This is a genomic window from Brevundimonas sp. Bb-A, from assembly GCF_009394735.1.
Taxonomy (GTDB): Bacteria; Pseudomonadota; Alphaproteobacteria; order Caulobacterales; family Caulobacteraceae; genus Brevundimonas; species Brevundimonas aurantiaca.
Genome location: NZ_CP045456.1, coordinates 1,664,309 through 1,684,679, shown reverse-complemented (window position 1 = coordinate 1,684,679; position 20,371 = coordinate 1,664,309). Strand labels below are relative to the sequence as shown.

Genomic DNA, 20,371 nt, shown 5'->3' with positions numbered 1-20,371 from the left:
ACGCTGGCCGAACCCCCCTTCGGCGGCCCCCACCCTACCGGGACGAACGCCCCATGAGCGACATTCTGATGCCCAAGGCCACTGCGGTCTGGCTGGTCGACAACACCTCCCTCAGCTTCGAGCAGATCGCCGACTTCTGCGGTCTGCATCCGCTGGAAGTCCGCGGCATCGCCGACGGCGACGTGGCCCGCGACATCCGCGGCGTCGATCCCGTCACCGGCGGCCAACTGACCCGCGAAGAGCTGGACAAGGCCCAGGCCGACGAAAACTATCGCATGAAGGCGATCGTGAGCCGCCACGCTGAACTGCTGAAGTCGGCCAAGCCTGCGCCGAAATACACCCCTGTGTCGCGGCGTCAGGATCGGCCGGACGCCATCGCCTGGTTCGTGCGCAACCACCCGGAAGTGACCGACGCCCAGATCGCCAAACTGCTGGGCACGACCAAGTCCACGATCGAGAGCGTGCGCAACCGCACCCACTGGAACAGCGCCAACATCAAGCCGGTCGATCCGGTGACCCTGGGCCTGGTCGGTCAGCTGGCCCTGGACGAGATCGTCAAGAAGGCCGCCGACAAGAAGGCCAAGGACGATCTGAAGAACGGCGGCGGCACCATCCTGCCCGTGGCCGAAGAGGTCGAGGAAGAGCCGGAATTCGTTCCCGAAGCCCGCCAGCGTCCCGGCGCCGAGCCGACGGCGGAATCGGTGTTCGGCGCCAAGGATTGATCCGTCCGTCGCTCTTGGGCTTGGCCTGAGGGCCCGGCGCCGTGCGCTGACGTCTTCGCACCAGCGGCGGATCATCCGATCCTCGGGTCAAGCCCGAGGATGACGGGAATAAAAACGGCCCCGGAGAGCGGTCTCCGGGGCCGTCGTCGTCTGGGCGTGCGCGACCCTCAGTGGGCCCGCTGCTCCAGAATGGTGATCTCTTCCTTCAAGCGAAGCTTCTTCTGCTTCAATTCCTTGACCTGCAGCGTGTCCACGGACGGATGGTTGAGTTCTCGCTGGATCGTCTGATCCAGCATGCGGTGCCGATTACCCAGTTCGCGAATACGAGCCTCGATGGTCATGGCTTGCGCCTCCGTTGGTTAGGGACCAGTAGAGTGAGCGCCCGGTTCGGCAGGCTGTGGAATCACATTCCAGTGACTGCTTTTCGTCCGGGCACGACGGAGGCTGGCCCCAAAAATGGTCGATGATGTGAACGGAGCCATACGGACTGCTCCTTATCGGATGGTGGTGGGAATTTCAGGGGCGTCCGGCGCGATCTACGGCGCGCGGACGCTGGACGCGCTGAAGGATTTAGGCGTCGAGACCCATCTGGTGGTGACCAAGGCCGCCCTGCTCACATTGTCGCAGGAGACCGATCTGTCGCCCGACGACCTGACCGCCAAGGCCTCGGTCGTTCACAAACTGGCCGACCTCGGGGCGACCATCGCCTCGGGCTCCTTCAAGACCCTGGGCATGATCGTGGCCCCCTGCTCCATCAAGACGATGAGCGAGATCGCCACGGGCGTGACCTCCTCGCTTCTGACCCGCGCCGCCGACGTGACGTTGAAGGAACGGCGGCCGCTGGTGCTGATGGTGCGTGAGACGCCCTTCCATCTGGGCCATCTGCGGACGATGACGGCCCTGGCCGAAATGGGCGCGACCATCGCCCCGCCCCTGCCCGCCCTTTATGCGCGGCCGGCATCGATCCTGGAGATGGTGGACCAGTCGGTGGGGCGGACCCTGGATCTGTTCGGGCTGGACTGGAGCGCCGTGCGGCGCTGGGACGGGCTGAAGTGACCGCCGTCGAGACGCGCAGCCTGTGGGACTGGGCCGTCGCCGCCTATGGGCGACCCGGCGTCAGCGAAGCCTGCCTGGCCTTGCAGGACAGCCACGACCAGAATGTTCCCCTGCTGCTGTGGTCGGCCTGGGCCGCTGCGGCCGGCCATGAAGCCGACGCCGAGACGATCGAGGCGGCCTGCGACATCGCCCGCGCCTGGGACGGGGTGGTGGTCGCGCCGCTGCGCGCCGTTCGCCGCACCCTGAAGGCGCCCGTCCCCGACATCGAGGACGCGCCGCGCCTGGCGGTCCGCGAGAAGATCAAGGGGCTGGAGCTGGAGGCGGAACGCCATCTGCTCGCCGCCCTGGAAGCCCTGATCCACGAAGCGGACGACCACGCGCCCCGCGCGTCGCCGCGCCCTGCCTTGGAAGCCCTGGTCGCCACGGCGCGGCTCTGGGCGCCGGTGACGCCTCGCCCGGCCCTGCAGCGGCTGGCCGAAACCCTTTCCGCCTGACGGTCGTCCGACTATGTTGGCACCACCGACTGCAAGATGGACTGCACGATGAACGACGATGTGCCGGACATCACCGAAGAAGAGGCGGCGCTTCACGCCCGCGTCAAATTGCTGCGCCAGGAGCATGCCGACCTCTCGGCCTCGATCGACGCCCTGTCCGAGGCGGCTGTTCCAGACCAGCTGCTGATCGCCCGGCTGAAGCGCAAGAAGCTGGCGCTGAAGGACGAGATCGTCAAAATCGAGGATCAGATCCTGCCGGACATCATCGCCTGAGGTCCAGCGGCTTGGGTTGCGTCGAATGGTCGCAAATGATAGCCATTCGCAGGAATGGAGGCCGATCATGGCGACCTTGAGTGACGGCTGGGACGCCCGCTATGCGGCGACCGCCGACTATGTTTTCGGCACGGCGCCCAGCCAGTTCGTGGTGACGCACGCCGACCGGCTGAAGCCCCGCAGTCGGATTCTGACGCCCGCCGACGGCGAAGGCAGGAACGCCGTCTATCTCGCCCGGCTGGGCCACCAGGTGACCGCCACCGACATTTCGCCCGCCGCGCAGGACAAGGCGAGACGCCTGGCCGCGCGGGAGGGGGTCGAGGTCGATTTCCAGATTCAGGACCTTGAGGGCTGGACCTGGCCGGAAGCGGCCTATGACGCCGTGGCGGCGGTCTTCATCCAGTTCGCGCCACCCGACTTCCGTGCGGCGATCTTTGAGGGCATGAAGCGGTCGGTGAAGCCGGGCGGCCTGATCCTGTTGCACGGCTATACGCCGCGCCAGCTGGACTACGGCACCGGGGGTCCCTCCCAGGTCGAACAGCTCTACACCCCTGAACTGCTGGAGGCGGCGTTCGGCGATTTCGGGATCGAGCACTTACACGCCTATGAGGCTGATCTGGACGAAGGCGCCGGCCACAGGGGCCGTTCGGCCCTGATCGACCTGGTCGCGCGACGCCCGCTGGATTAGGCCCAGCCCCATCCCGGCCCGATCAGGGTCCAAAAGTCGCCCCAGCCTAGGAGCATAAGCGCCGCTTCCAGGAGCATGACGGTTTCGAACGCGCCCGCGCGTGTCGCTCCATGCTCCGGCTCAATCCAGAGCCTGTCCAAGCTGGAGACGCCGCCGAATGCGACGCCTGCTGACCGACGCGCCCCTGGCGCGTTGCAAAAGCCTATTGATCCACGGCGGCCAGACCGCCGCCTTTGCGACCGTGGCCCTGCTGGCCGCCGCCGCCGCCCCCGGCGTGACGCGCGAAGCGGCGCCGACAGTTGCGGCCGAGCCCGTGGCCCCGCCGGTGAAGGCTCAGGTCGAAAAGGCCGGTCCGGTGATGCGGGAGATCGGGTTTTCCGCCCCCGTGCGCGGCTATGCGATCAACTCCCCCTTCGGCCTGCGCAAGCTGGCGATCGAGGCCCGCGCCCGCGCGCACAAGGGCGTGGACATCGCCGCGCCCAAGGGAACGTCGGTCTTCACCGCTGCAGAGGGCCGGATCGTCCGCACCGGCTATGAGGCCGGGGGCTACGGCGCCTTTATCGAGGTGCGCCATCCGAACGGCCTCAGCACCCTTTACGGCCACCTCAGCCGCATTGATGTGGCCAGCGGCGATCTGGTGACGAGCGGACAGCGAATCGGCCTGGTCGGCTCGACCGGCTATTCGACAGGCCCCCATCTGCATTTCGAAGTGCGCCGCAGCGGCGCCCAGGTGAACCCGGCCAAGATCGTGGGCCGCCATTTCAAGGTGGCGGTCAAGGCGAAGGACTGATCCCGGCGAAAGATTGCCGCGCCCTTCTTTGCAGCCTAACCTTCTGCAAGCTTTTTGGAGGGGCATCATCATGAACAGAATCGTCGCCGCCGTCGTCGCGGCCGTACTGGCGGCTACGCCCGCCGTGGTCGCCGCCCAGGACTATGGCCGGTACAGCGATGCGGCCGCCCAGACCGAACTGTCCCGCATCGCCGATGTGCAGATGGCGGTCATGATGCCGATGCGCGACGGAGTCGGACTGGCCACCAACATCTATCGGCCCAAGAACGCCCAGGGCCCCCTGCCGACCGTCTTCATCCGCACTCCCTATAATGAGCTGGCCTATAACCCCCGCACCACCCGCAGCGCCCTGACCTGGGTCAGCCGCGGCTATGCCTTGGTCATCCAGAACGAGCGGGGGCGCTATTTCTCGGGCGGGGACTATCAGATCCTGGGCTATCCCCAGACCGACGGCTATGACGCCCTGAGCTGGATCGCAGCCCAGCCCTGGTCGAACGGCAAGGTCGGCACCCTGGGCTGCTCGTCCTCGGCCGAATGGCAGCTGGCGCTGGCGGCCCAGAACCATCCCGCCCATGCGGCCATGGTCCCCCAGGCGTCGGGCGCCGGAATCGGCAAGGTCGGGCGGTTCCAGGAACAGGGCAACTGGTACACCGGCGGCGTGCCGCGCAATCTTTTCTTCGTCTGGCTGTACGGTGTCGACAATCCGCTTCGCGCCCAGATCCCGGCGGAGACGGACCAGGAGACCCGCGCCCGCATCGTCCGCTACAACGACTTGGACGCCAAGAAGCCCGAGGTGAACTGGCCCAGCCAGATCCGCCATCTGCCGGTCAACGAGATGCTGAAGGACCTGGGCGAGCCCCCCGCGACCTTCGAGGAACTGATCGCCCGCACGCCCGCCGATCCGGCCTGGCGCGAGGGCGGCCTCTATCACGACGACATGGGCTGGGGCGTGCCGGCCCTGTGGTTCAACAGCTGGTACGACGTCTCCATCGGGCCGAACATGGAGCTGTTCAATCACGCTCGCTCGACCACCCAGGACCGCGAGGCGGCCGAGAACCAGTATGTGGTGGTGGGGCCGAACACTCACTGCGCCTTCGCCGGGCTGAAGGCCGGTTTCCGCTCGGGCGATCGCGACCTGGGCGACGCCAGTTTCGACGCGGACGGCCTGGTCCTGGCCTGGTTCGACCGTTGGCTGAAGGGCGAGCGCCGCGCCTTCCCCGACAGCACGCCGCACGTCCAATATTTCAACATGGGCCAGAACGAATGGCGCACCGCCGCCCAGTGGCCGCCGGCCGGCGTCCAGACCGTGCGGATGTATCTGCGATCCGGCGGAGCGGCCAACAGTCTGAACGGCGACGGCCGTCTGAGCCCCGAGGCCCCGCCGACGGGCGAACAGGCCGACCGCTATCGCTATGATCCTATGAACCCGGTCCAGACCATCGGCGGCGGCGACTGCTGCAACGGCGGGCTGGTCACGGCCGGCGCCTTTGACCAGCGTCAGATCGAGGCGCGCGACGACGTGCTGGTCTATACCTCGGACCCGCTGACCGAGCCGATGCAGGTGACGGGCTTCGTCGATGCGGTGCTGAAGGTGTCGTCATCGGCGCCCGACACCGACTTCGCGGTCAAGCTGGTGGATGTGGCGCCGGACGGGACGGCCTATATCCTGGGCGACACCATCCTGCGGGCCCGCTATCGCACCGGCTACGACCGGCCCACGCCCCTGACGCCCGGCCAGATCGCGACGGTGCAGCCCACGCCGATCACCATCAGCAACACCTTCCAGCCGGGCCACCGCATCCGGGTCGAGGTGACCAGCTCCAACTTCCCGAAATTCGTCCGCAATCTGAACACCGGCGGGCCGAACGAAAGCGAGACCCAGGGCCGGGTCGCCGACAACGCCCTGCATCACGCCGGAGACGACGCCTCCTACATCGACCTGCCCGTCCTGAAATAGGGCGACGGGGCGGAAGCGGCTGGCCTGAACCGCTTCCGCCTTGCTAGGCTGGCTGCAATCATAAGGGGAGACGGAATGACGGCTGCGTTGACGCTGGAAAGCGTGAGCAAGCGGTACGGCGGTTTCGACGCCGTGCGCGACCTGAGCTTCGAAGTGCCCAAGGGCTCGATCTGCGGCTTTCTGGGGCCGAACGGGGCGGGCAAGACCTCAACCCTGCGGATGATCCTGGGGCTGCAACCGGCGACCTCGGGCCGGATCGACATCCTGGGCGCGCCGGACGGGCGGCTGGTCCGCGACCGGATCGGCTTCCTGCCTGAGGAGCGCGGTCTCTACAAGAAGATGACCCCGGTGGAGGCCATCGCCTTCTTCGGCGCCCTGAAGGGCCTCCCCTCCCACGAAGGCAAGAAGCGCGCGAGGCAGTTGCTGGAGCAGCAGGGCCTGGGCGCGGCGCAGAAGAAGAAGATGAAGGAGTTGTCCAAGGGGATGGCTCAGAAGGTTCAGTTGATCGCCGCCGTGGTGCACCGGCCCGAGTTCGTCATCCTGGACGAGCCCTTCTCAGGCCTCGATCCGATGAACCAGCAGGGGCTGGAGGAGATGATCCGCGGCCTGGCGGCGGACGGGGCGACGGTCCTGTTCTCGACCCATGTGATGCAGCATGCCGAACGGCTGTGCGACAAGGTGGTGCTGCTGGCCAAGGGGCGTAAGGCGTTCGAAGGCACGGTCGAGGAGGCCAAGGCCACCTCCCCCCGCGTCCTGGACCTGGAAGGCGCCATCTCGCCCGAGGCGGCCGGCGCCCTGCCCGGCGTGGCGGGGGTCGAGACCCTGTCCGATCAGGACGGGGTGCGCCGACTGAAGATCGTGCTGGCGGCCGGCGCGGGGGGCCAAGACACGCTGAAGGCCGCCTTCCTGAGCGGGCTGGACGTCCGGGGCTTCGCCCTGAAGGAACCGACCCTGCATGACGCCTTCATCGGCCTGACCGGCGACAATCCCGATCAACCCGCCGTCCGCGCGGAGGCGGTCCAATGAAACGCACCCTGCTGATCGCCCGCCGCGAATATGTCGCCTACGCCAAGACCGTGGGCTTTTGGCTGTCGCTTCTGGCCTTTCCGATGTTCGCCGTCCTGGGCGGGGGCATCCCCCTGCTGATCCGCTCGGCGGAACCGATCAAGGTAGTGACGGTGATCGAGGACGGTCCGGCGGCGACCGGCCTGGCCGCCGAGGTGCGCGCCGCCCTTCAGGAAGAGAAGGACCGTCTGGCGGAGCGGGTGCAGGAAGCAGCCCAGAAGGGCCAGGCCGCGGCCGGCCGCGCCGCCGCCTCCATCAGCGGTCCGAAGATGCGGCTGATCGACGCCCCGCCCGCCCTCACCGTCGCGGCGCCCGGCGCCGCACGTGAGGCGGCCTTGCGCGAGGTGCTGGACAAGGATGCGTCCAAGGACCGGCGCGTGGACGCCGTGGTCTTCTTGAGCCGCGTCGACGGCAAGCCCCAGGCCCAGGTCTGGACCGCGCGGGCCATGGACAATGACGTCGCCGACTTCGTCCGCAACGCCCTGCGGACCGGCTATCGCGACCAGGCCCTGACCGCTGCAGGCGTCGCCCCGTCCCTGGTCGAGCAGATCGAATCCTTCAAGCCCGAGGTGAAGGCCTTTTCGCCCAACGCCGCCAGCGGGGGCGAGGTGTCGATGCGTGATCGAATTCCGGCCTTCATCGGCCTGGGCGCCGGCTTCCTGCTGTGGTCGCTGGTGATCACCGGCGCCTCCATCCTGCTGAACAGCGTGATGGAGGAGAAGTCGAACAAGATTCTGGAGGTGCTGCTGTCCTCGGCCTCCGCCTCGGAAATCCTGACGGGCAAGGTTCTGGGGGTGGCGATGCTGACCTTGACCGTGCTGGCGGTCTGGGCGGGAATCGGAACCTCGGTCCTGACGTCGGCCTCGCCCGATACGGCGGCGACGATCGGCCAGGTGCTGTTGGACGGCGGCCTGGTCTTCTATTTCATCGCCTATATGGTCGGCGGCTACCTGATGTACGCCGTGCTGTTCGCGGCCATCGGCGCCTTCTGCGAGACGCCGCGCGACGCCCAGACCCTGATGGGGCCGATCATGATGATCCTGGTCGTGCCGATCCTGGTCATGCAGATGGCCCTGACCAGCCCCGATGCGCCGGTGGTGAAGGTCCTGTCGTGGATTCCCTTCTTCACCCCCTTCCTGATGAGCGCGCGTGCGCCCAGCGATCCGCCCCTGATCGAGGTCATTCTGACCTTGATCGGCATGTTCGCCACCGCCGCCCTGATGGTCTGGATCGCCGGCCGCGCCTTCCGCGCCGGAGCCCTGTCAGACGTGAAGCTGAGCTGGAAGACGTTCGGACGGGCGGTGACGGGACGGGGATGAGGCGCCGCCTCCTCTCCGCCTCGCACCACGGAGGCGACAAGAAAAAGGCCGCTTCCCGAAGGAAGCGGCCTTTGATCTTTCGGCCTACGCCTGAGCCCTTTCGGGCTGAGCCTTAGCGGCCGCCGGGGACGCGCGGCTTGGGCGCAGGCAGCAGGCCCTCGCGTTGGGCGCGCTTGCGGGCCAGCTTGCGGGCGCGACGGACGGCCTCGGCCTTTTGGCGGGCGCGCTTTTCCGACGGCTTTTCATAGTGCACGTGGCGCTTCATTTCACGGAAGCTGCCTTCGCGCTGCATCTTCTTCTTGAGGGCTTTCAGCGCTTGATCGACGTTGTTGTCGCGGACGAAAATCTGAACCAGGGGTATCTCTCCTTTGGCCGCCCGCCGCGTCCTTTCGAAGGGAGACGGGCAGACAAATAAAATCCTCTCCCGGGAGCGAGGCTCTCGGATGAAGGCGGGCTGATACACGAGCCCGTCGCGTCTGTCCAGTTCGTCGCAACCATTCTTCCAGGCTCGAAACCCCGACAAGACGGGCGTATGATCCGCCAATGACACAGACCGACGATTGGGCCGATCAGACCGAACAGACCGTGCTGGACGCCGCCGTCGCCCGCGCCCCCGCCCTGGGCTGGAACGCCCGATTGGTCCGGGAGGCGTGCGAAGCCTGCGGCCTCTCGGTGGGGGATGAGGAACTGCTGCTGCCCAACGGCGCGCGGGATCTGGCGGCCCTGCTGTCGCGCCGCCACGACGCGCGCGCCCTGGAGGCCCTGGGCGCCGTCGATCCCAAGTCGCTGAAGATTCGCGAGCGAATCGCCCGCGCCGTGTCCGAACGGATGGAGGCCGGCGCCGCCGATCTGGAGGCGACGCGCCGCTGCGCCGCCTTCCTGGCCCTGCCGACCAACACCGATCTGGGGCTGAAGCTGGCGTGGGAGACGGCCGACCATCTGTGGCGCTGGGCTGGGGATGAATCGACCGACTGGAACCACTATTCGAAGCGGACCATCCTGTCGGGCATACTGATTCCCGCCCTGACGATGCGCTGGTTCGACGGCAGCGAGGCGGCGGAAGCCTTTGTCGCTCGCCGCATCGAAAACGTCATGGCCTTCGAAAAGTGGAAGGCTGGCAAGGATTTCGAGGCGCCGTTCCGCAAGGTGACGGATGTGCTGAGTCGCATCCGTTATGGGGCGCGAGGTTAGGCGCCCGTCTCGCCGCTTTCGCTCCTTTGTCGCTGCGCAGCGTTGCATTCGAGACGGGTGAGCGCCAGCTAAGCTTCAGTCCCAGGAGCGATGCGCATGGCCGACGAGATTCTTCACACGACCGCCTTGAACGCGATCAACCAGAAGCTTGTGGCGGATGGGGAACGCCTGCCCGCTGTGAAGTTGAAGGACGGCAGCACGGTCCAGACCGGCACGGTCGCCACCATGTTGCTCAACATCGAACATTATAATCAGGGCGCACGGGGCGATGTGGAGCGCCAGTTGGAACTGGCCGTGCCCACACTGGCCAAGATCGGCCTGTTCGACCTGTTCAGCCCGCACGAATGGTGCGCCGGCGACAATCCGGGACGAGCCTTCGTCGGGCGACTGGCGCTGGCTCACATCGTCGACGAATCGGGTCGCTGACCGAAGCGATCGCCACAGACGGCCTCAGACCGTCCCCAACACCCGGTTCACATGGGCCATCTTGCGGCCCGGTCGGGCCTCGGCCTTGCCGTAGAGGTGCAGCCGTTCATCGGCCTTGGCCGACAGGGCGCGCCATTGATCGACCTCGTCGCCCAGCAGATTCTTCATCTCGATCCGGGCATGGGCCGCCGTGGGGCCGAGGGGCCAGCCGGCCACCGCGCGGATATGCTGTTCGAACTGGTCACAGACGCAGCCGTCCTGAGTCCAGTGGCCGGTATTGTGGACGCGCGGGGCGATCTCATTGACCAGCAGAACGTCGTCTCCGAGGTCGAACAGCTCGACCCCGATCACGCCCACATAGTCCAGACCGTCCAGGATCGCCTCGGCGATGGCGCGGGCGCGCACCTGGGTCTTTTCGTCGACGGCCGCGGGGGCCAGGGTCGTGCGCAGCACCCCGCCCTCGTGCCGGTTCTCGCCCAGCGGATAGACCGCCATATGACCGTCCCAGTCGCGGGCGGCGATGACCGACAGTTCGCGCACGAAGGTCGCCCTGGCCTCCAGGATCGCCGGACGGCCGCCCAGGCTTTCCAGGGCGGCGGGCGCGTCCTCGATGGCGTGGATCCAGACCTGGCCCTTGCCGTCATAGCCTTCGCGCCGGGTCTTCAGCAGGGCGGGCAGGCCCAGCTCCGTCAGGCCGACGACCAGGTCGTCCAGCGTATCGACCACGGCGAAATCCACCGTCGGGGCGCCGACGGCGTTCAGGAAGGTCTTTTCGTCCACCCGGTCCTGCGACACGCGAAGCGCCGTCGGCCCCGGCGCGACCAGGGCGCCGGCCTCGGCCAGCCGCTCGATGGAGGCGGCCGGCACATTCTCGAACTCGAAGGTCACGACGTCGGCGGCGCGGCCGAGCGCCGTCAGGGCCTCGGGATCGTCATAGGCGGCGACGATCTGGCTATGGGACACGCGGCCCGCAGGGCTGTTCGGTTCCGGATCCAGGATCACGACGTCGAAGCCCAGGCGCGAGGCGGCCTGGCTCAGCATCCGACCCAGCTGTCCTCCGCCGAGGATGCCGAGGGTGGAGCCTGGGGGAAGCGGAAGCTGGGGCACTCAGTCCTCGACGGTTTCGGCGACGGAATCGGTCAGGGCGGCCCGGAAGGCGGCGAGGCGCTGGGCCAGGGCTTCATCCGACAGGGCCAGGATCTGGGCAGCGAGGATGCCGGCGTTGGCGGCGCCCGCCTCGCCGATGGCCAATGTGGCGACCGGGACGCCGGCCGGCATCTGCACGATCGACAGCAGACTATCCATGCCCTTCAGGGCCTTGGACTGAACCGGGACGCCCAGCACCGGCAGGTCCGTCATCGAGGCGGCCATGCCCGGCAGATGGGCGGCGCCCCCGGCTCCGGCGATAATGACCTTGAAGCCCGCCGCCTTGGCGCCGGTGGAGAACTCGACCAGTCGCTGCGGGGTGCGGTGGGCGCTGACGACCTTGGCCGTCCAGGCGACGCCCAGCTGATCCAGCTTGTCGGCGGCCAGCTTCATCGTCGGCCAGTCCGAACGGCTGCCCATGATGATCGCCACCGGCGTTGCGGAAGTCGCCATAGTTCAAGGCCCCTCGCGGAAAGGCGCCCGTTACAGCACACGGGGCGCCGCCGCAACCGAACAGCGCCGGTTCATCGCCGGAATCCGCGCCGCGCCGCCTTCAATCTCTGCCGTCCAGCCTCTAACATCGACCTATCGCGCGTCCGTCTGAGTCGCGCCGCCGGAGCCTGCCTGCGCCGTGACCGACGTGGCCGAACACGACCTGACCGCCGAGATCGCGCGCCTGCGCGCCGAGCTGGACGCCTGGAAACAGCGCGCGGCGGCGGCCGAGGCGGCGGCCGATCACGACGTCCTGACCCCGGCCCTGAACCGTCGAGGCTTCGTCGCCGCCCTACAAAGGGCCATGGCCTATTGCCAGCGGCATGAGGTGCCGGCAGTCCTGCTTTATCTGGATATGGATGGGTTCAAGGGGGTCAACGACCGCCTGGGTCACGCCGCCGGGGATGCGGCGCTGGTGGCCGTTGCGCGGATGATGATCGGCCATCTGCGGGAATCCGACGCCGTGGGCCGCCTGGGCGGTGACGAATTCGCCCTCTTGATGCTGAACGCCGGCCAGGAAGACGGGCGGGCCAAGGCGCGACAGCTGGCCGAGGCTCTGGAGACCGAAGGCTTCGTCTGGAACGGCGAACGCACCCCCCTGGGGGGCTCTTTCGGGGTCCGCGCCTGGGACGGCCATACGGACGCCGAGGTCTGGCTGACCGAGGCCGACGCCGCCATGTGGGTGCGCAAGAAGGGGCGCTGAGGCCCCTTCCCCGCCTTCCGTCCTACAGGGGCAGGCGCAGCTGGACGCCGCCCATATGGCTGTCGGCGTGTTCGCCGTAACGACCGCGATAGGCCACCGACACCTTCACAGGGCCGACCGAGCCCTCCACCCCCGCCGAGGCCAGGAACTGGCCGCCGAAGGGTTCCTCCACCTCACGCTCCAGCACCTGGGCCGGATTATTGTACAGGCCGACGCGGAGCGGATCCGAACTGTCGTCCAGGGCGTCGCGATAGCCGCCCTCGGCGAACAGGGCGAAACGGCCCATCTCCGCCTCGGCCCGCAAAGCGACCTCGCCGCTGATCGCCTTCATCTCGCGATCTTCGTACTGGTACTGGGCGGCGACGCCCTGCTCCCAATAGCCGTCGACGTCGCTGGTCGCCCAGGTGACGGCGGCGCGAGGCGACAGGGCCAGGCCCCCCATCTCGAACCACATCCCGCCCTGCAAACGCGCGCCGGTGCTGAGGGCGCGTGTCTCGGCCGTATGGACGATCGGCGCCAGGCTGGTGGTGCGTTCGATGTCGTCGATATTGTCGCGCGCCACCCCGACCGCCGCATTGACGAACAGGTCGCCCGAGCGCCAGCCGCCGTACAGGTCCAGGCCGAAACTTTCGACGCTGAAGGTCAAGGCCTGGCTTTCGACCTCGCTGGTGCGGGCCGTCCCGGCCATGCCGAAACGCCAATGTTCCGACGGACCGGCTTCCAGGGCGATGCGAGCGCCCCAGCCGTCGCTGGACGAATCGGTGACCGAGCCGCGCGCATCCGTCTCGACGCTGTCGACCATGGCCGAGGCGGTGATCGCCACGCCCGCCTCCCAAGCCTCGCGGCCGGACAGGGCCTCGCTGGCCGCGTCCAGCGCGTCCTCCCGATGCCGGAAGGCGGTCTCGCCCTGCAAGGCCGCTTGGGAACCGAGGTCGCCGTAATAGAGATAGTCGGTCGCCAGCCGGGCCATGACCTGATGCCCCGCCGCCGTGGGATGAACCCCGTCGAAGTAGAAATAGCTGTTCGGGTTCGAACAGACGGTCACTCCGTTGAAACAGGGCTGGGTGACGTTGGTGATGCCGAACTGGCCGGGATTGGCGGCGATGGTGTCGCCGATCTTGAACAGGTCCATCAGGATGATGTTGCTGCCCGGTCGGCCGGCGGCGGTAGTCGTCAGGCCGGTTTGCAAGGCGGTGTTGAAGGTCGTCACCGCATAGTCCGCCAGGGGCGCCGCCGTCGTGCCGCGGAACTGCGGCGTCAGGCTCAGCTTGGGCAGGTTGGTGACAAGTATGGTCCCTGCCCCCGCCCCGGCGACGCTGTTGACCAGGCTGTTGACGTTGGCGGCCGCCGTCGTCGCGACCGGGGTGATGGCGGCCACCGGGCTGGACGAGGCGCCGGCGGCGGGCAGGCCCTGGAAGATGTCGTTGGCGCCGCCCAGGACGCTGACCAGGTCATTGGCGCCGAAGGTTCCGCCCCGGCTGGTGTAGGCGGCCAACTGGGTCAGCATGCCTGGCGGCGGGCCGGCCGACGAATCGGTACGGGCGCCGCCGAAGGCGTAGTTGATGCTGCCGCTGACCGACCCGTTGAAGTTGACGGCGTTGAAGCCCAGCAACTCCGTAAAGACCGGGCCGGTGGAGAACCGGCCTTGATAATAGGGCGGCGACGGCGGCTGCGTGCCGGCCGAGGCCAGATACAGATTGCCGTTGTCGCTCAGACTGTCGCCGAAGACGACCAGGCGATTATAGGTCTGGGCCGAGGCGGACCCCGCGAAGGCGCAGGCGGCGAGCGCCAGGGCCGCGGCGGCGGCGCCGTTGAGATAGCGTGACATATGTTCCTCCCACAGCCGTCTGTGTCGCGGCCGTTAGGTCGGGAGGATGCGCCACTCTGCGAAGAGCGCAAGATGCCGTTACGTCAGTCTTCGGAAAGAATATGTCGCAGACGCTTAATGCAGGGTGCGGAACTTCAGGGTGCCGATCACCGTCTTCAGCGTGCGCAGCGCCTCCGGATCGTAGTCCTTGTCCACATCGGTGATGACATAGCCGGTGCGTTCGTCGGTCTTCAGATGCTGACCCAGGATGTTCAGACCCGCCGCCGCGAGCGCCCGGTTAAGGTCGGCCAAGACCCCCGGCTGGTTCTTGTGGATGTGCAGGATGCGGTGCGCGCCGGAGACCTCGGCCAGTTGCACATTCGGCAGATTGACGCTGAAGGTGGTGTCGCCCCGGTTCAGATAGCCCAGCAGGCGCTCGGCCGCGAACTCGGCGATGGCTTCCTGGGCCTCCTCGGTCGATCCGCCGATGTGCGGCGTCAGGATCATGTTCTTCAGCCCCTGAAGCGGGCTTTCGAATGGGTCGGAATTGGTGCGCGGTTCTTCCGGGAAGACATCGACCGCAGCCCCGGCGATCCGGCCGGACCCCATGGCCTGGGCCAGGGCGCCGACGTCCACCACATGGCCGCGCGACAGGTTCAGAAACAGCGCCCCCTCCTTCATCCGGGCGAACTGGGTCGCGCCGAAGATGTTGGCGTTTTCGCGCCGCCCGTCGACGTGCAGCGTCACGACGTCGCTCTCGGCCAAGAGGGCGTCCAGCGACCGCATACGCCGGGCGTTGCCCAAGGCGAGCCGTTCCGACAGATCGTAGAACAGCACCCGCATGCCCAGGTTTTCGGCCAGCACCGACAGCTGGCTGCCGATGGCGCCGTAACCGACGATTCCCAGGGTCTTGCCGCGCAACTCCTTGGACCCGGTCGCCGACTTGTTCCATTTTCCGACGTGCATGGCGGCGGACTTGTCGGGCACGTCGCGCATCAGGACGATCATCAGTCCGATGGCCAGTTCCACGACCGAGCGGGTGTTCGAATAGGGGGCGTTGAACACCGCCACCCCGTGATCGGCGGCGGCCTCTAAGTCGATCTGGTTGGTGCCGATGCAGAAGGCGGCCACCGCCATCAACCGATCGGCCTCCTGCAGCACACGGCGGCTGACGGTGGTCTTCGAGCGGATGCCCAACACATGCACGCCCTTGATGGCGGCGATCAGATCGTCCTCGTCCAAGGCGCCCTTCATGGTCTCGACGGAATAGCCGGCCTCCTCCAGCCGCTCGACGGCTACGGGGTGGATGTTCTCCAGCAGCAACATCTTCATCCGGCTGCGAGGAAAGGACCAGCGGCCCGACAGGCCCTCGGCGTGCAGCACCTCATCCAGAGAAGCAGCTTCGGCGTCGGCGACCTCGATCACCGACGGACGGCGCGCGACCTCGGTGAAGGCGTAGAAGGCGTCGGCCGCTCCGGCCAGCTTGACCTCGGCGTCGTTCCAGCCGTCGCCGACCATGACGACGCGACCCGACAGGTTCAGCGCGTGGATCACCGCCGGCTTGCCGTCGGCGTGGGACAGGGGATTGGCGTCGTCGACGCCCGTCACCCGCCCGTCCGCGTCATAGATCAGGTCGTTGCACAGCACCCGGTCGGGCGAAACGCCCAGCAGTTCGGCCACCGGCGCGATCACCTCGCGGAAGCCGCCGGACAGAATGACCACCCTGCCCTTGTGCTGCTGGAAGAAGTTCAGATTGCGCCGCACAGAGGCGGTCAGCCGGTCGGGCGCGCGCTCCGCCAGGGACTGCACATGGTCGCGGGTCAGGGGCAGCAGGGCCAGACGCCGACGCAGCGCCTCCCCAAAAGCGAGGTCGCCCGCCATGGCCTGATCGGTCAGGGCGGCGATCTCGGCCCGCGTCGCCTCAGCCTGGGGCGAGTCCGCCAAGGCGAGGTCGGCCAAGGCTTCCAGTGTCTCGAAATCGACCAGGGTCGAATCAAAGTCGAAGATCAGGGTGGGGCGCGCAGTCATGGAGCGCGTCTTAGCCGCCTTCGCGCCTGCGGCAAAGCCGAGGCGTGCTGAAGAAGGCGATCAGTTGCGCTTAATCCTTGCCGCCCGCCGCGATATTCCGAGCTGCGGACGGCAAGAAATCTCAGAACCGGGCGATACGGCGCACGCGGCTGTCCGGCCGGCGGCTTTCCAGAACGACGGCGCCGATCGCAGCCGCAAGGGTCGCGACGGCGAGCAAGGCCCCGCCCTCCCGTGCATGATCCCGGGCGTAGGCGCCGGCTTCATCGGCGTAGTGACGCGCCTTCTTGCCCTGTTTCTTCAGCGCCTTCTTGGAGCCCTTGCGAGTTGCGTGGAACCAGCCGTCGGCGCGGGCGCGGGCGTAACGGGCGCCGTCGGCGGCCCGGTGACGCGCTTCGCGCGACCATTCGCCGGCGCGCTCGCCAGCCCATTCCCCGGCGTCTTCGGCCCGGTGGCGGAAAGCGTCCACGGCGTCATGCAACCGGTCGCGGAGATCGGCCGTATCGACCCAGCCGCGGGGATTCATCCGCATCTTGATCCGCTCATAGCGGGTCGGGCCGCTGCGCTGCGACAGATAGATGGCCAGACCGGCGCCGACCAGAAGGGCGGCCAGGGTTCCGGCGCTGACGCCCGGATGTTTGCGAACTTCGTCCAAGGCGTTGAAGTTACGGACCATAGGATAGTGAACCTCTTCATCCAGACCGTTCGCGGTCGGGTCACGGCGCCCGCCGTCGTTCGGCCGATAGGCGGAACGGCGGTTCCGCATCAGCGAAGGAGCGAACCGCGCCAAAAACGGTTCCGCCCCACCCGACCGGATCAGATAGAAAGATGCCTGGCTTGGGCGCAGGCGCAAGCCCTTGAGGCGCGGCCGGCGGGATGTTGGGGGTGCCTCTTACCAAGCCGGTCTCGGGCGCCTAAATAGCCCCGATCCCGAAATGACGCCTTCCAAGGACCTTGCCGTGACCGATCACGCGCCCCAATCCGCTGTTTCCGACGACCTGGCCGCCGCCTTCCAGATCGAGGGCTGGCCCGTGCGCGGTCGCCTGGTTCGGCTGGGCGCGGCGATCGACACCATACTGGCCGCCCACGCCTATCCTGAGCCGGTCGCCGCCCTGCTGGGCGAAGCCTGCGCCCTGGCGGCCCTGATCGGCTCCAGCCTGAAGTTCGAAGGCCGGCTCCTGGTCCAGGCCCAGGGCGACGGGCCGGTGCGCTATGTCGTCGCCGACTATGGCACGGACGGCTCTCTGCGGGGCTATTGCCGCTATGACGAGGACGAGGTGGCGGCGGCCTCTCAGGGCTTCGCGCGGCCGGGCGCCCGGACCCTGCTGGGTCAGGGCGTTTTCATCATGACCCTGGACCGCGGTCCTGATTTCGAACGAACGCAAGGCATCACCCCGATCGAGGGCGAGAGCCTGTCTCTGTGCGCCGAACACTATTTCCAGCAGTCAGAACAGGTGCCGACCAAGGTGCGCCTAGCCGTCGGCTCGGTCCAGACCGGCGCCGGGGTCCAGTGGCGCGCCGGCGGGGCGATGATCCAGATCATCGCCGGCGACGAGACGCGCGGCTCGACCGAGGAAGTCTGGGACCGCACCCGCGCCCTGTTCGGCACCCTGGCCGACGACGAACTGATCGACCCCACCATCACGCCCGAAACCCTGCTGTTCCGCCTGTTCCACGAGGACGGGGTCCGGCTGGAGGGTGCGCGACCGCTGACGGCCGTCTGTCGGTGTTCCAAGGACCGCATCGCCTCGGTCCTGGCCTCCTTCGACCCGGCCGAACGGGCCGAAATGATCGAGGACGACGGGCGTATCCACGTCACCTGCGAATATTGCGCCACGGTCTACGCCTTGGAACCGGACGAGGTGGTGGCGGCCCAGATCTGATCGGGCATTCAGGCATGGTGTTTGCGACCTGGGGGACGGAGGACCGTCCCTCTGACCGAATTCGAGACATCGCCATGAAAACCGCCATCGCCGCCGCCGCCGCACTGGCCGCTCTGAGCGTCGCGCCTGTCGCCTTCGCCCAGACCGCCACCACGACCACCACCAGCAACACCTGCCGCCCCACCGACCCCTGCTATGACGCAGTCTGGAGCAAGTCGATCGCCAACACCCAGCGCATCGACGGCACGAACTCGATCTTGAACGCCACGGTCAACACCACAATCGGTCACGCCGCCGACACCGTCACCGCCGCCGCCACCTCCATCGGCAACAACTTCAAGGCCGAGGGCCGGTCGGTCGAATCCCTGTCTTCGAACCAAGTCTTCCAAGGCGAGGCCTACGCTACGCTGAACGCCAAGATCGGCGACGCGGCCTCGGACGTCACCCTGAACTCCAGCGCCATCGCCAACAACACGTCGGTGGACGTGGCGCAGGCGGGCCGCATCGATCTGAACCAGCAAATCCTGAACCGCGATCCGTCGGCCGTGGTCAACGCCGAGCTGGGTTCGGTCGGCGGCGATCTGACCGTCAGCGCCATCGCCGGCGGCAACATCGCCAATGTGACCGCCGACGTGGCCAACCTGTCCTCCAACCAGTTCGCCCACGCCGCGCCTCTGAACGCCGTGACGAACCTGTCGGTCGGCGCCGTCTCCGGCAAGATCGACGCCGCCGCCACGTCGATCGGCAACAGCCTGACCGTCAAGGGCTTCTGATCCTACGGCGGGACGCGGCCGCGGTCGCGTCCCGCCACAGATCAGGCGAGGAGACTTAAATGAGACACCGGCTGCTTGCGCTCTTCGTTCTGAGCCTTCTCGCCGCTGCAAGCGCGGTTCAGGCCCAGTCCAGCGTCGCCCAGATGGAGGCCGGATACGGTGGGGCCCGCCGCACCCTGTCCACCGCCTTCAATCCGTCCACCCGTGATGCGAACAACAACCGCGTCATCATGAACGGGGTGATCCAGGACGGTCAGGGCGGAAGCCAGATCAACGTCAACGCCAACGGCCAGACCTCCGGGGCGGACTTCTTCCGCTCCGGCGCAGACAGCTTCACGGCGGGGGCCCTGACCGCCAGTTCGACGGCGATCGGCAATCAGATCAACGTCAACGTCAACGGTTCCTGGAACACGGTGGTGCTGGATTCGACACAGATCAACAACGCCCCGATCAATGCGACCACCACAGTGACCGGACGCAACACGACCGGACAATAGGTCTTCGATCAGGGAAGGCTGGACGCCCGTCGGTTCGCCGACGGGCGTTTTCGTTTTCCGGGCGAATTTCCCGCTGGCCCGAACGGTGCGTTTCAACCGTCGAGAGACCTAAGACTGTTCAGGAACGACACATGTCGCCGATCGCCCTTCGCGCCGCCGCGCTCGTTATCGCCGCTGGTCTGGGACTGACGCCCGGCCTGGCGTCGGCTGAGACGCGCCAGAACTATGTCCCGCCGATCGGCGACGCCCCTGTCACCTCCAATCCGACTCCTTATACACCTGCCTTGACCTGCCTGGCGGAACGTGCGGCGGGGCGCCCGGCCCCGCGCATCTCGGTCGGCCGGATTTCCGACCTGACGGGGCGCGTGGATTTCGACACTGGCGCCAAAATCCCGCAGGGCGCGGCCCTGTTCGCCATCACCGCCCTGGGTAAGGCGGGCGTTCCCGTTGTCGAACGGCTGGACAATTCCGTCGCGGAGATCGAGCTGAACTACGCCCGCCAACATCTGTTGTCGGACACCCCCGAACGGGCGGGCTCCGATCCACAGAACTTCCGCCCCATCTATGCGGGCCAGATCGCCGGGTCGCAGTACTACATCGTCGGCGGCGTCACCGAGCTGAACTACAATATCGCCTCCTCCGGTCTGAAGGCCACGGTCGGAGAGGCGGCCGCAGCCGGGGTGCGGGGCACGGCGTCCACGACCGGCTATGTGATGAACGTCGCCGTCGATTTGCGCCTGGTGGACACCCGCACACAGCAGGTGATCGACATGGCCTCTTTCCAGAAACAGGTGACTGGGCGCGACGCCAGCCTGGGGGTGGTCGGGACGGTCGGAGACTACGGCGCCAATCTGAACGGCGGACGCGGCGCCATGGAGCCTTTGCAAGCGGCGGTGCGCACGCTCGTCGAGCGGGGCGTATTTCAGCTGATCGCCAATCTTCAGGGCGGGAACGCGACCGCCGACTGTCTGAACCCGGCCGCCAATCCGTCCGGTCCGACGCTGCCGACCTACGCCGCCCTGCCCGGCTCCTGACGCTTTCCTGAATCTTCACGGATTTGGGGC

At 67.4% G+C, this 20,371-nt stretch carries 23 protein-coding genes and 1 pseudogene; 16 read left to right on the top strand and 8 right to left on the bottom strand.

What is annotated here, in order from left to right:
• The first annotated feature begins 53 nt into the window (after positions 1–53).
• A complete protein-coding gene (locus tag BSP_RS08270) occupies positions 54–722 on the top strand; it encodes a DUF1013 domain-containing protein (RefSeq protein ID WP_054765423.1) in 669 nt (222 codons plus the stop codon).
• 167 nt (positions 723–889) lie between these two features.
• Here the strand turns inward: BSP_RS08270 and BSP_RS08265 are convergent, their stop codons facing one another.
• Positions 890–1,063: a YdcH family protein gene (locus BSP_RS08265; RefSeq protein WP_054765422.1), complete on the bottom strand. Its 174-nt coding sequence runs from the start codon at positions 1,061–1,063 to the stop codon at positions 890–892.
• A 115-nt stretch (positions 1,064–1,178) separates the two neighbouring features.
• On the opposite strand from BSP_RS08265, the gene BSP_RS08260 reads away from it, so the two are divergent.
• The 8 genes from BSP_RS08260 to BSP_RS08225 all read left to right on the top strand — a co-directional run bounded on the left by BSP_RS08260 (position 1,179) and on the right by BSP_RS08225 (position 8,364).
• Complete coding sequence (locus tag BSP_RS08260) at positions 1,179–1,778, top strand: UbiX family flavin prenyltransferase (protein ID WP_054765421.1); 600 nt, start codon at positions 1,179–1,181, stop codon at positions 1,776–1,778.
• Complete coding sequence (locus tag BSP_RS08255) at positions 1,775–2,272, top strand: TIGR02444 family protein (RefSeq protein WP_082382665.1); 498 nt, start codon at positions 1,775–1,777, stop codon at positions 2,270–2,272. Before BSP_RS08260 ends, BSP_RS08255 begins: the two co-directional genes overlap by 4 nt.
• Before the next feature lie 48 nt (positions 2,273–2,320).
• A complete protein-coding gene (locus BSP_RS08250) occupies positions 2,321–2,545 on the top strand; it encodes a YdcH family protein (protein WP_054765420.1) in 225 nt (74 codons plus the stop codon).
• A 67-nt stretch (positions 2,546–2,612) separates the two neighbouring features.
• Positions 2,613–3,233, top strand: coding sequence for a cyclopropane-fatty-acyl-phospholipid synthase family protein (locus tag BSP_RS08245; protein WP_152949920.1), 621 nt, complete (start codon positions 2,613–2,615; stop codon positions 3,231–3,233).
• Positions 3,234–3,390: 157 nt separating this feature from the next.
• Positions 3,391–4,023 carry a M23 family metallopeptidase gene (locus BSP_RS16375; protein ID WP_054765418.1) on the top strand — a complete coding sequence of 211 codons (633 nt, stop codon included), beginning with the start codon at positions 3,391–3,393 and terminating at the stop codon, positions 4,021–4,023.
• Positions 4,024–4,093: 70 nt separating this feature from the next.
• A complete protein-coding gene (locus BSP_RS08235) occupies positions 4,094–5,980 on the top strand; it encodes a CocE/NonD family hydrolase (protein WP_054765417.1) in 1,887 nt (628 codons plus the stop codon).
• 75 nt (positions 5,981–6,055) lie between these two features.
• Positions 6,056–7,006, top strand: a complete 951-nt coding sequence (locus BSP_RS08230) for an ABC transporter ATP-binding protein (RefSeq protein ID WP_054765416.1) — start codon at positions 6,056–6,058, stop codon at positions 7,004–7,006.
• The gene (locus BSP_RS08225) at positions 7,003–8,364 is read left to right on the top strand and encodes an ABC transporter permease (protein WP_054765415.1); all 1,362 of its coding nucleotides are present in this window, start codon (positions 7,003–7,005) and stop codon (positions 8,362–8,364) included. Before BSP_RS08230 ends, BSP_RS08225 begins: the two co-directional genes overlap by 4 nt.
• A gap of 112 nt (positions 8,365–8,476) precedes the next feature.
• Here BSP_RS08225 and rpsU read toward each other — a convergent pair whose 3' ends face one another.
• Positions 8,477–8,719 carry a 30S ribosomal protein S21 gene (rpsU, locus tag BSP_RS08220; protein WP_087120183.1) on the bottom strand — a complete coding sequence of 81 codons (243 nt, stop codon included), beginning with the start codon at positions 8,717–8,719 and terminating at the stop codon, positions 8,477–8,479.
• Positions 8,720–8,907: 188 nt separating this feature from the next.
• On the opposite strand from rpsU, the gene BSP_RS08215 reads away from it, so the two are divergent.
• Positions 8,908–9,555: a COQ9 family protein gene (locus BSP_RS08215; RefSeq protein WP_152949918.1), complete on the top strand. Its 648-nt coding sequence runs from the start codon at positions 8,908–8,910 to the stop codon at positions 9,553–9,555.
• A gap of 96 nt (positions 9,556–9,651) precedes the next feature.
• The gene (locus tag BSP_RS08210; RefSeq protein ID WP_182713922.1) at positions 9,652–9,981 is read left to right on the top strand and encodes a hypothetical protein; all 330 of its coding nucleotides are present in this window, start codon (positions 9,652–9,654) and stop codon (positions 9,979–9,981) included.
• A 24-nt stretch (positions 9,982–10,005) separates the two neighbouring features.
• Here the strand turns inward: BSP_RS08210 and BSP_RS08205 are convergent, their stop codons facing one another.
• A complete protein-coding gene (locus tag BSP_RS08205) occupies positions 10,006–11,088 on the bottom strand; it encodes a 5-(carboxyamino)imidazole ribonucleotide synthase (protein ID WP_054765412.1) in 1,083 nt (360 codons plus the stop codon).
• Positions 11,089–11,580 carry a 5-(carboxyamino)imidazole ribonucleotide mutase gene (gene purE, locus BSP_RS08200; protein WP_152949906.1) on the bottom strand — a complete coding sequence of 164 codons (492 nt, stop codon included), beginning with the start codon at positions 11,578–11,580 and terminating at the stop codon, positions 11,089–11,091.
• A gap of 178 nt (positions 11,581–11,758) precedes the next feature.
• Here purE and BSP_RS08195 point away from each other — a divergent pair, with 178 nt between their 5' ends.
• The gene (locus BSP_RS08195; RefSeq protein WP_054765410.1) at positions 11,759–12,322 is read left to right on the top strand and encodes a GGDEF domain-containing protein; all 564 of its coding nucleotides are present in this window, start codon (positions 11,759–11,761) and stop codon (positions 12,320–12,322) included.
• 22 nt (positions 12,323–12,344) lie between these two features.
• On the opposite strand, the gene BSP_RS08190 is transcribed toward BSP_RS08195, so the two are convergent.
• The 4 genes and pseudogenes from BSP_RS08190 to BSP_RS08180 form a co-directional block, all read right to left on the bottom strand.
• Positions 12,345–14,150: an autotransporter domain-containing protein gene (locus tag BSP_RS08190; protein WP_152949904.1), complete on the bottom strand. Its 1,806-nt coding sequence runs from the start codon at positions 14,148–14,150 to the stop codon at positions 12,345–12,347.
• Positions 14,151–14,264: 114 nt separating this feature from the next.
• Positions 14,265–15,494 carry a phosphoglycerate dehydrogenase gene (serA, locus tag BSP_RS16615; RefSeq protein ID WP_227976103.1) on the bottom strand — a complete coding sequence of 410 codons (1,230 nt, stop codon included), beginning with the start codon at positions 15,492–15,494 and terminating at the stop codon, positions 14,265–14,267.
• 135 nt (positions 15,495–15,629) lie between these two features.
• Positions 15,630–16,157, bottom strand: a pseudogene (locus BSP_RS16610) (HAD-IB family phosphatase); the annotation flags it as partial.
• A gap of 121 nt (positions 16,158–16,278) precedes the next feature.
• On the bottom strand, positions 16,279–16,944 hold the full coding sequence (locus tag BSP_RS08180) for a YtxH domain-containing protein (RefSeq protein WP_227975895.1): 666 nt from the start codon (positions 16,942–16,944) through the stop codon (positions 16,279–16,281).
• A gap of 169 nt (positions 16,945–17,113) precedes the next feature.
• On the opposite strand from BSP_RS08180, the gene BSP_RS08175 reads away from it, so the two are divergent.
• The 4 genes from BSP_RS08175 (at position 17,114) to hfaB (ending at position 20,341) form a co-directional block, all read left to right on the top strand.
• Positions 17,114–18,037: an Hsp33 family molecular chaperone gene (locus BSP_RS08175; RefSeq protein WP_054766903.1), complete on the top strand. Its 924-nt coding sequence runs from the start codon at positions 17,114–17,116 to the stop codon at positions 18,035–18,037.
• A gap of 74 nt (positions 18,038–18,111) precedes the next feature.
• Complete coding sequence (locus tag BSP_RS08170; RefSeq protein WP_054765407.1) at positions 18,112–18,810, top strand: hypothetical protein; 699 nt, start codon at positions 18,112–18,114, stop codon at positions 18,808–18,810.
• Positions 18,811–18,869: 59 nt separating this feature from the next.
• Complete coding sequence (gene hfaA / locus BSP_RS08165; protein WP_054765406.1) at positions 18,870–19,307, top strand: holdfast anchoring protein HfaA; 438 nt, start codon at positions 18,870–18,872, stop codon at positions 19,305–19,307.
• A gap of 131 nt (positions 19,308–19,438) precedes the next feature.
• Complete coding sequence (gene hfaB / locus BSP_RS08160) at positions 19,439–20,341, top strand: holdfast anchoring protein HfaB (RefSeq protein ID WP_054765405.1); 903 nt, start codon at positions 19,439–19,441, stop codon at positions 20,339–20,341.
• Positions 20,342–20,371 lie beyond the last annotated feature (30 nt).

Excerpts from the sequence above, each read along its gene's own strand:
- BSP_RS08270 (WP_054765423.1), top strand. The coding sequence starts at position 54 with ATGAGCGACATTCTGATGCCCAAGGCCACTGCGGTCTGGCTGGTCGAC.
- BSP_RS08265 (WP_054765422.1), bottom strand. The coding sequence starts at position 1,063 with ATGACCATCGAGGCTCGTATTCGCGAACTGGGTAATCGGCACCGCATG.
- BSP_RS08260 (WP_054765421.1), top strand. The coding sequence starts at position 1,179 with ATGGTCGATGATGTGAACGGAGCCATACGGACTGCTCCTTATCGGATG.
- BSP_RS08250 (WP_054765420.1), top strand. The coding sequence starts at position 2,321 with ATGAACGACGATGTGCCGGACATCACCGAAGAAGAGGCGGCGCTTCAC.
- BSP_RS08245 (WP_152949920.1), top strand. The coding sequence starts at position 2,613 with ATGGCGACCTTGAGTGACGGCTGGGACGCCCGCTATGCGGCGACCGCC.
- BSP_RS16375 (WP_054765418.1), top strand. The coding sequence starts at position 3,391 with ATGCGACGCCTGCTGACCGACGCGCCCCTGGCGCGTTGCAAAAGCCTA.
- BSP_RS08235 (WP_054765417.1), top strand. The coding sequence starts at position 4,094 with ATGAACAGAATCGTCGCCGCCGTCGTCGCGGCCGTACTGGCGGCTACG.
- BSP_RS08230 (WP_054765416.1), top strand. The coding sequence starts at position 6,056 with ATGACGGCTGCGTTGACGCTGGAAAGCGTGAGCAAGCGGTACGGCGGT.
- BSP_RS08225 (WP_054765415.1), top strand. The coding sequence starts at position 7,003 with ATGAAACGCACCCTGCTGATCGCCCGCCGCGAATATGTCGCCTACGCC.
- BSP_RS08215 (WP_152949918.1), top strand. The coding sequence starts at position 8,908 with ATGACACAGACCGACGATTGGGCCGATCAGACCGAACAGACCGTGCTG.
- BSP_RS08210 (WP_182713922.1), top strand. The coding sequence starts at position 9,652 with ATGGCCGACGAGATTCTTCACACGACCGCCTTGAACGCGATCAACCAG.
- purE (WP_152949906.1), bottom strand. The coding sequence starts at position 11,580 with ATGGCGACTTCCGCAACGCCGGTGGCGATCATCATGGGCAGCCGTTCG.
- BSP_RS08190 (WP_152949904.1), bottom strand. The coding sequence starts at position 14,150 with ATGTCACGCTATCTCAACGGCGCCGCCGCCGCGGCCCTGGCGCTCGCC.
- BSP_RS08170 (WP_054765407.1), top strand. The coding sequence starts at position 18,112 with ATGAAAACCGCCATCGCCGCCGCCGCCGCACTGGCCGCTCTGAGCGTC.
- hfaA (WP_054765406.1), top strand. The coding sequence starts at position 18,870 with ATGAGACACCGGCTGCTTGCGCTCTTCGTTCTGAGCCTTCTCGCCGCT.
- hfaB (WP_054765405.1), top strand. The coding sequence starts at position 19,439 with ATGTCGCCGATCGCCCTTCGCGCCGCCGCGCTCGTTATCGCCGCTGGT.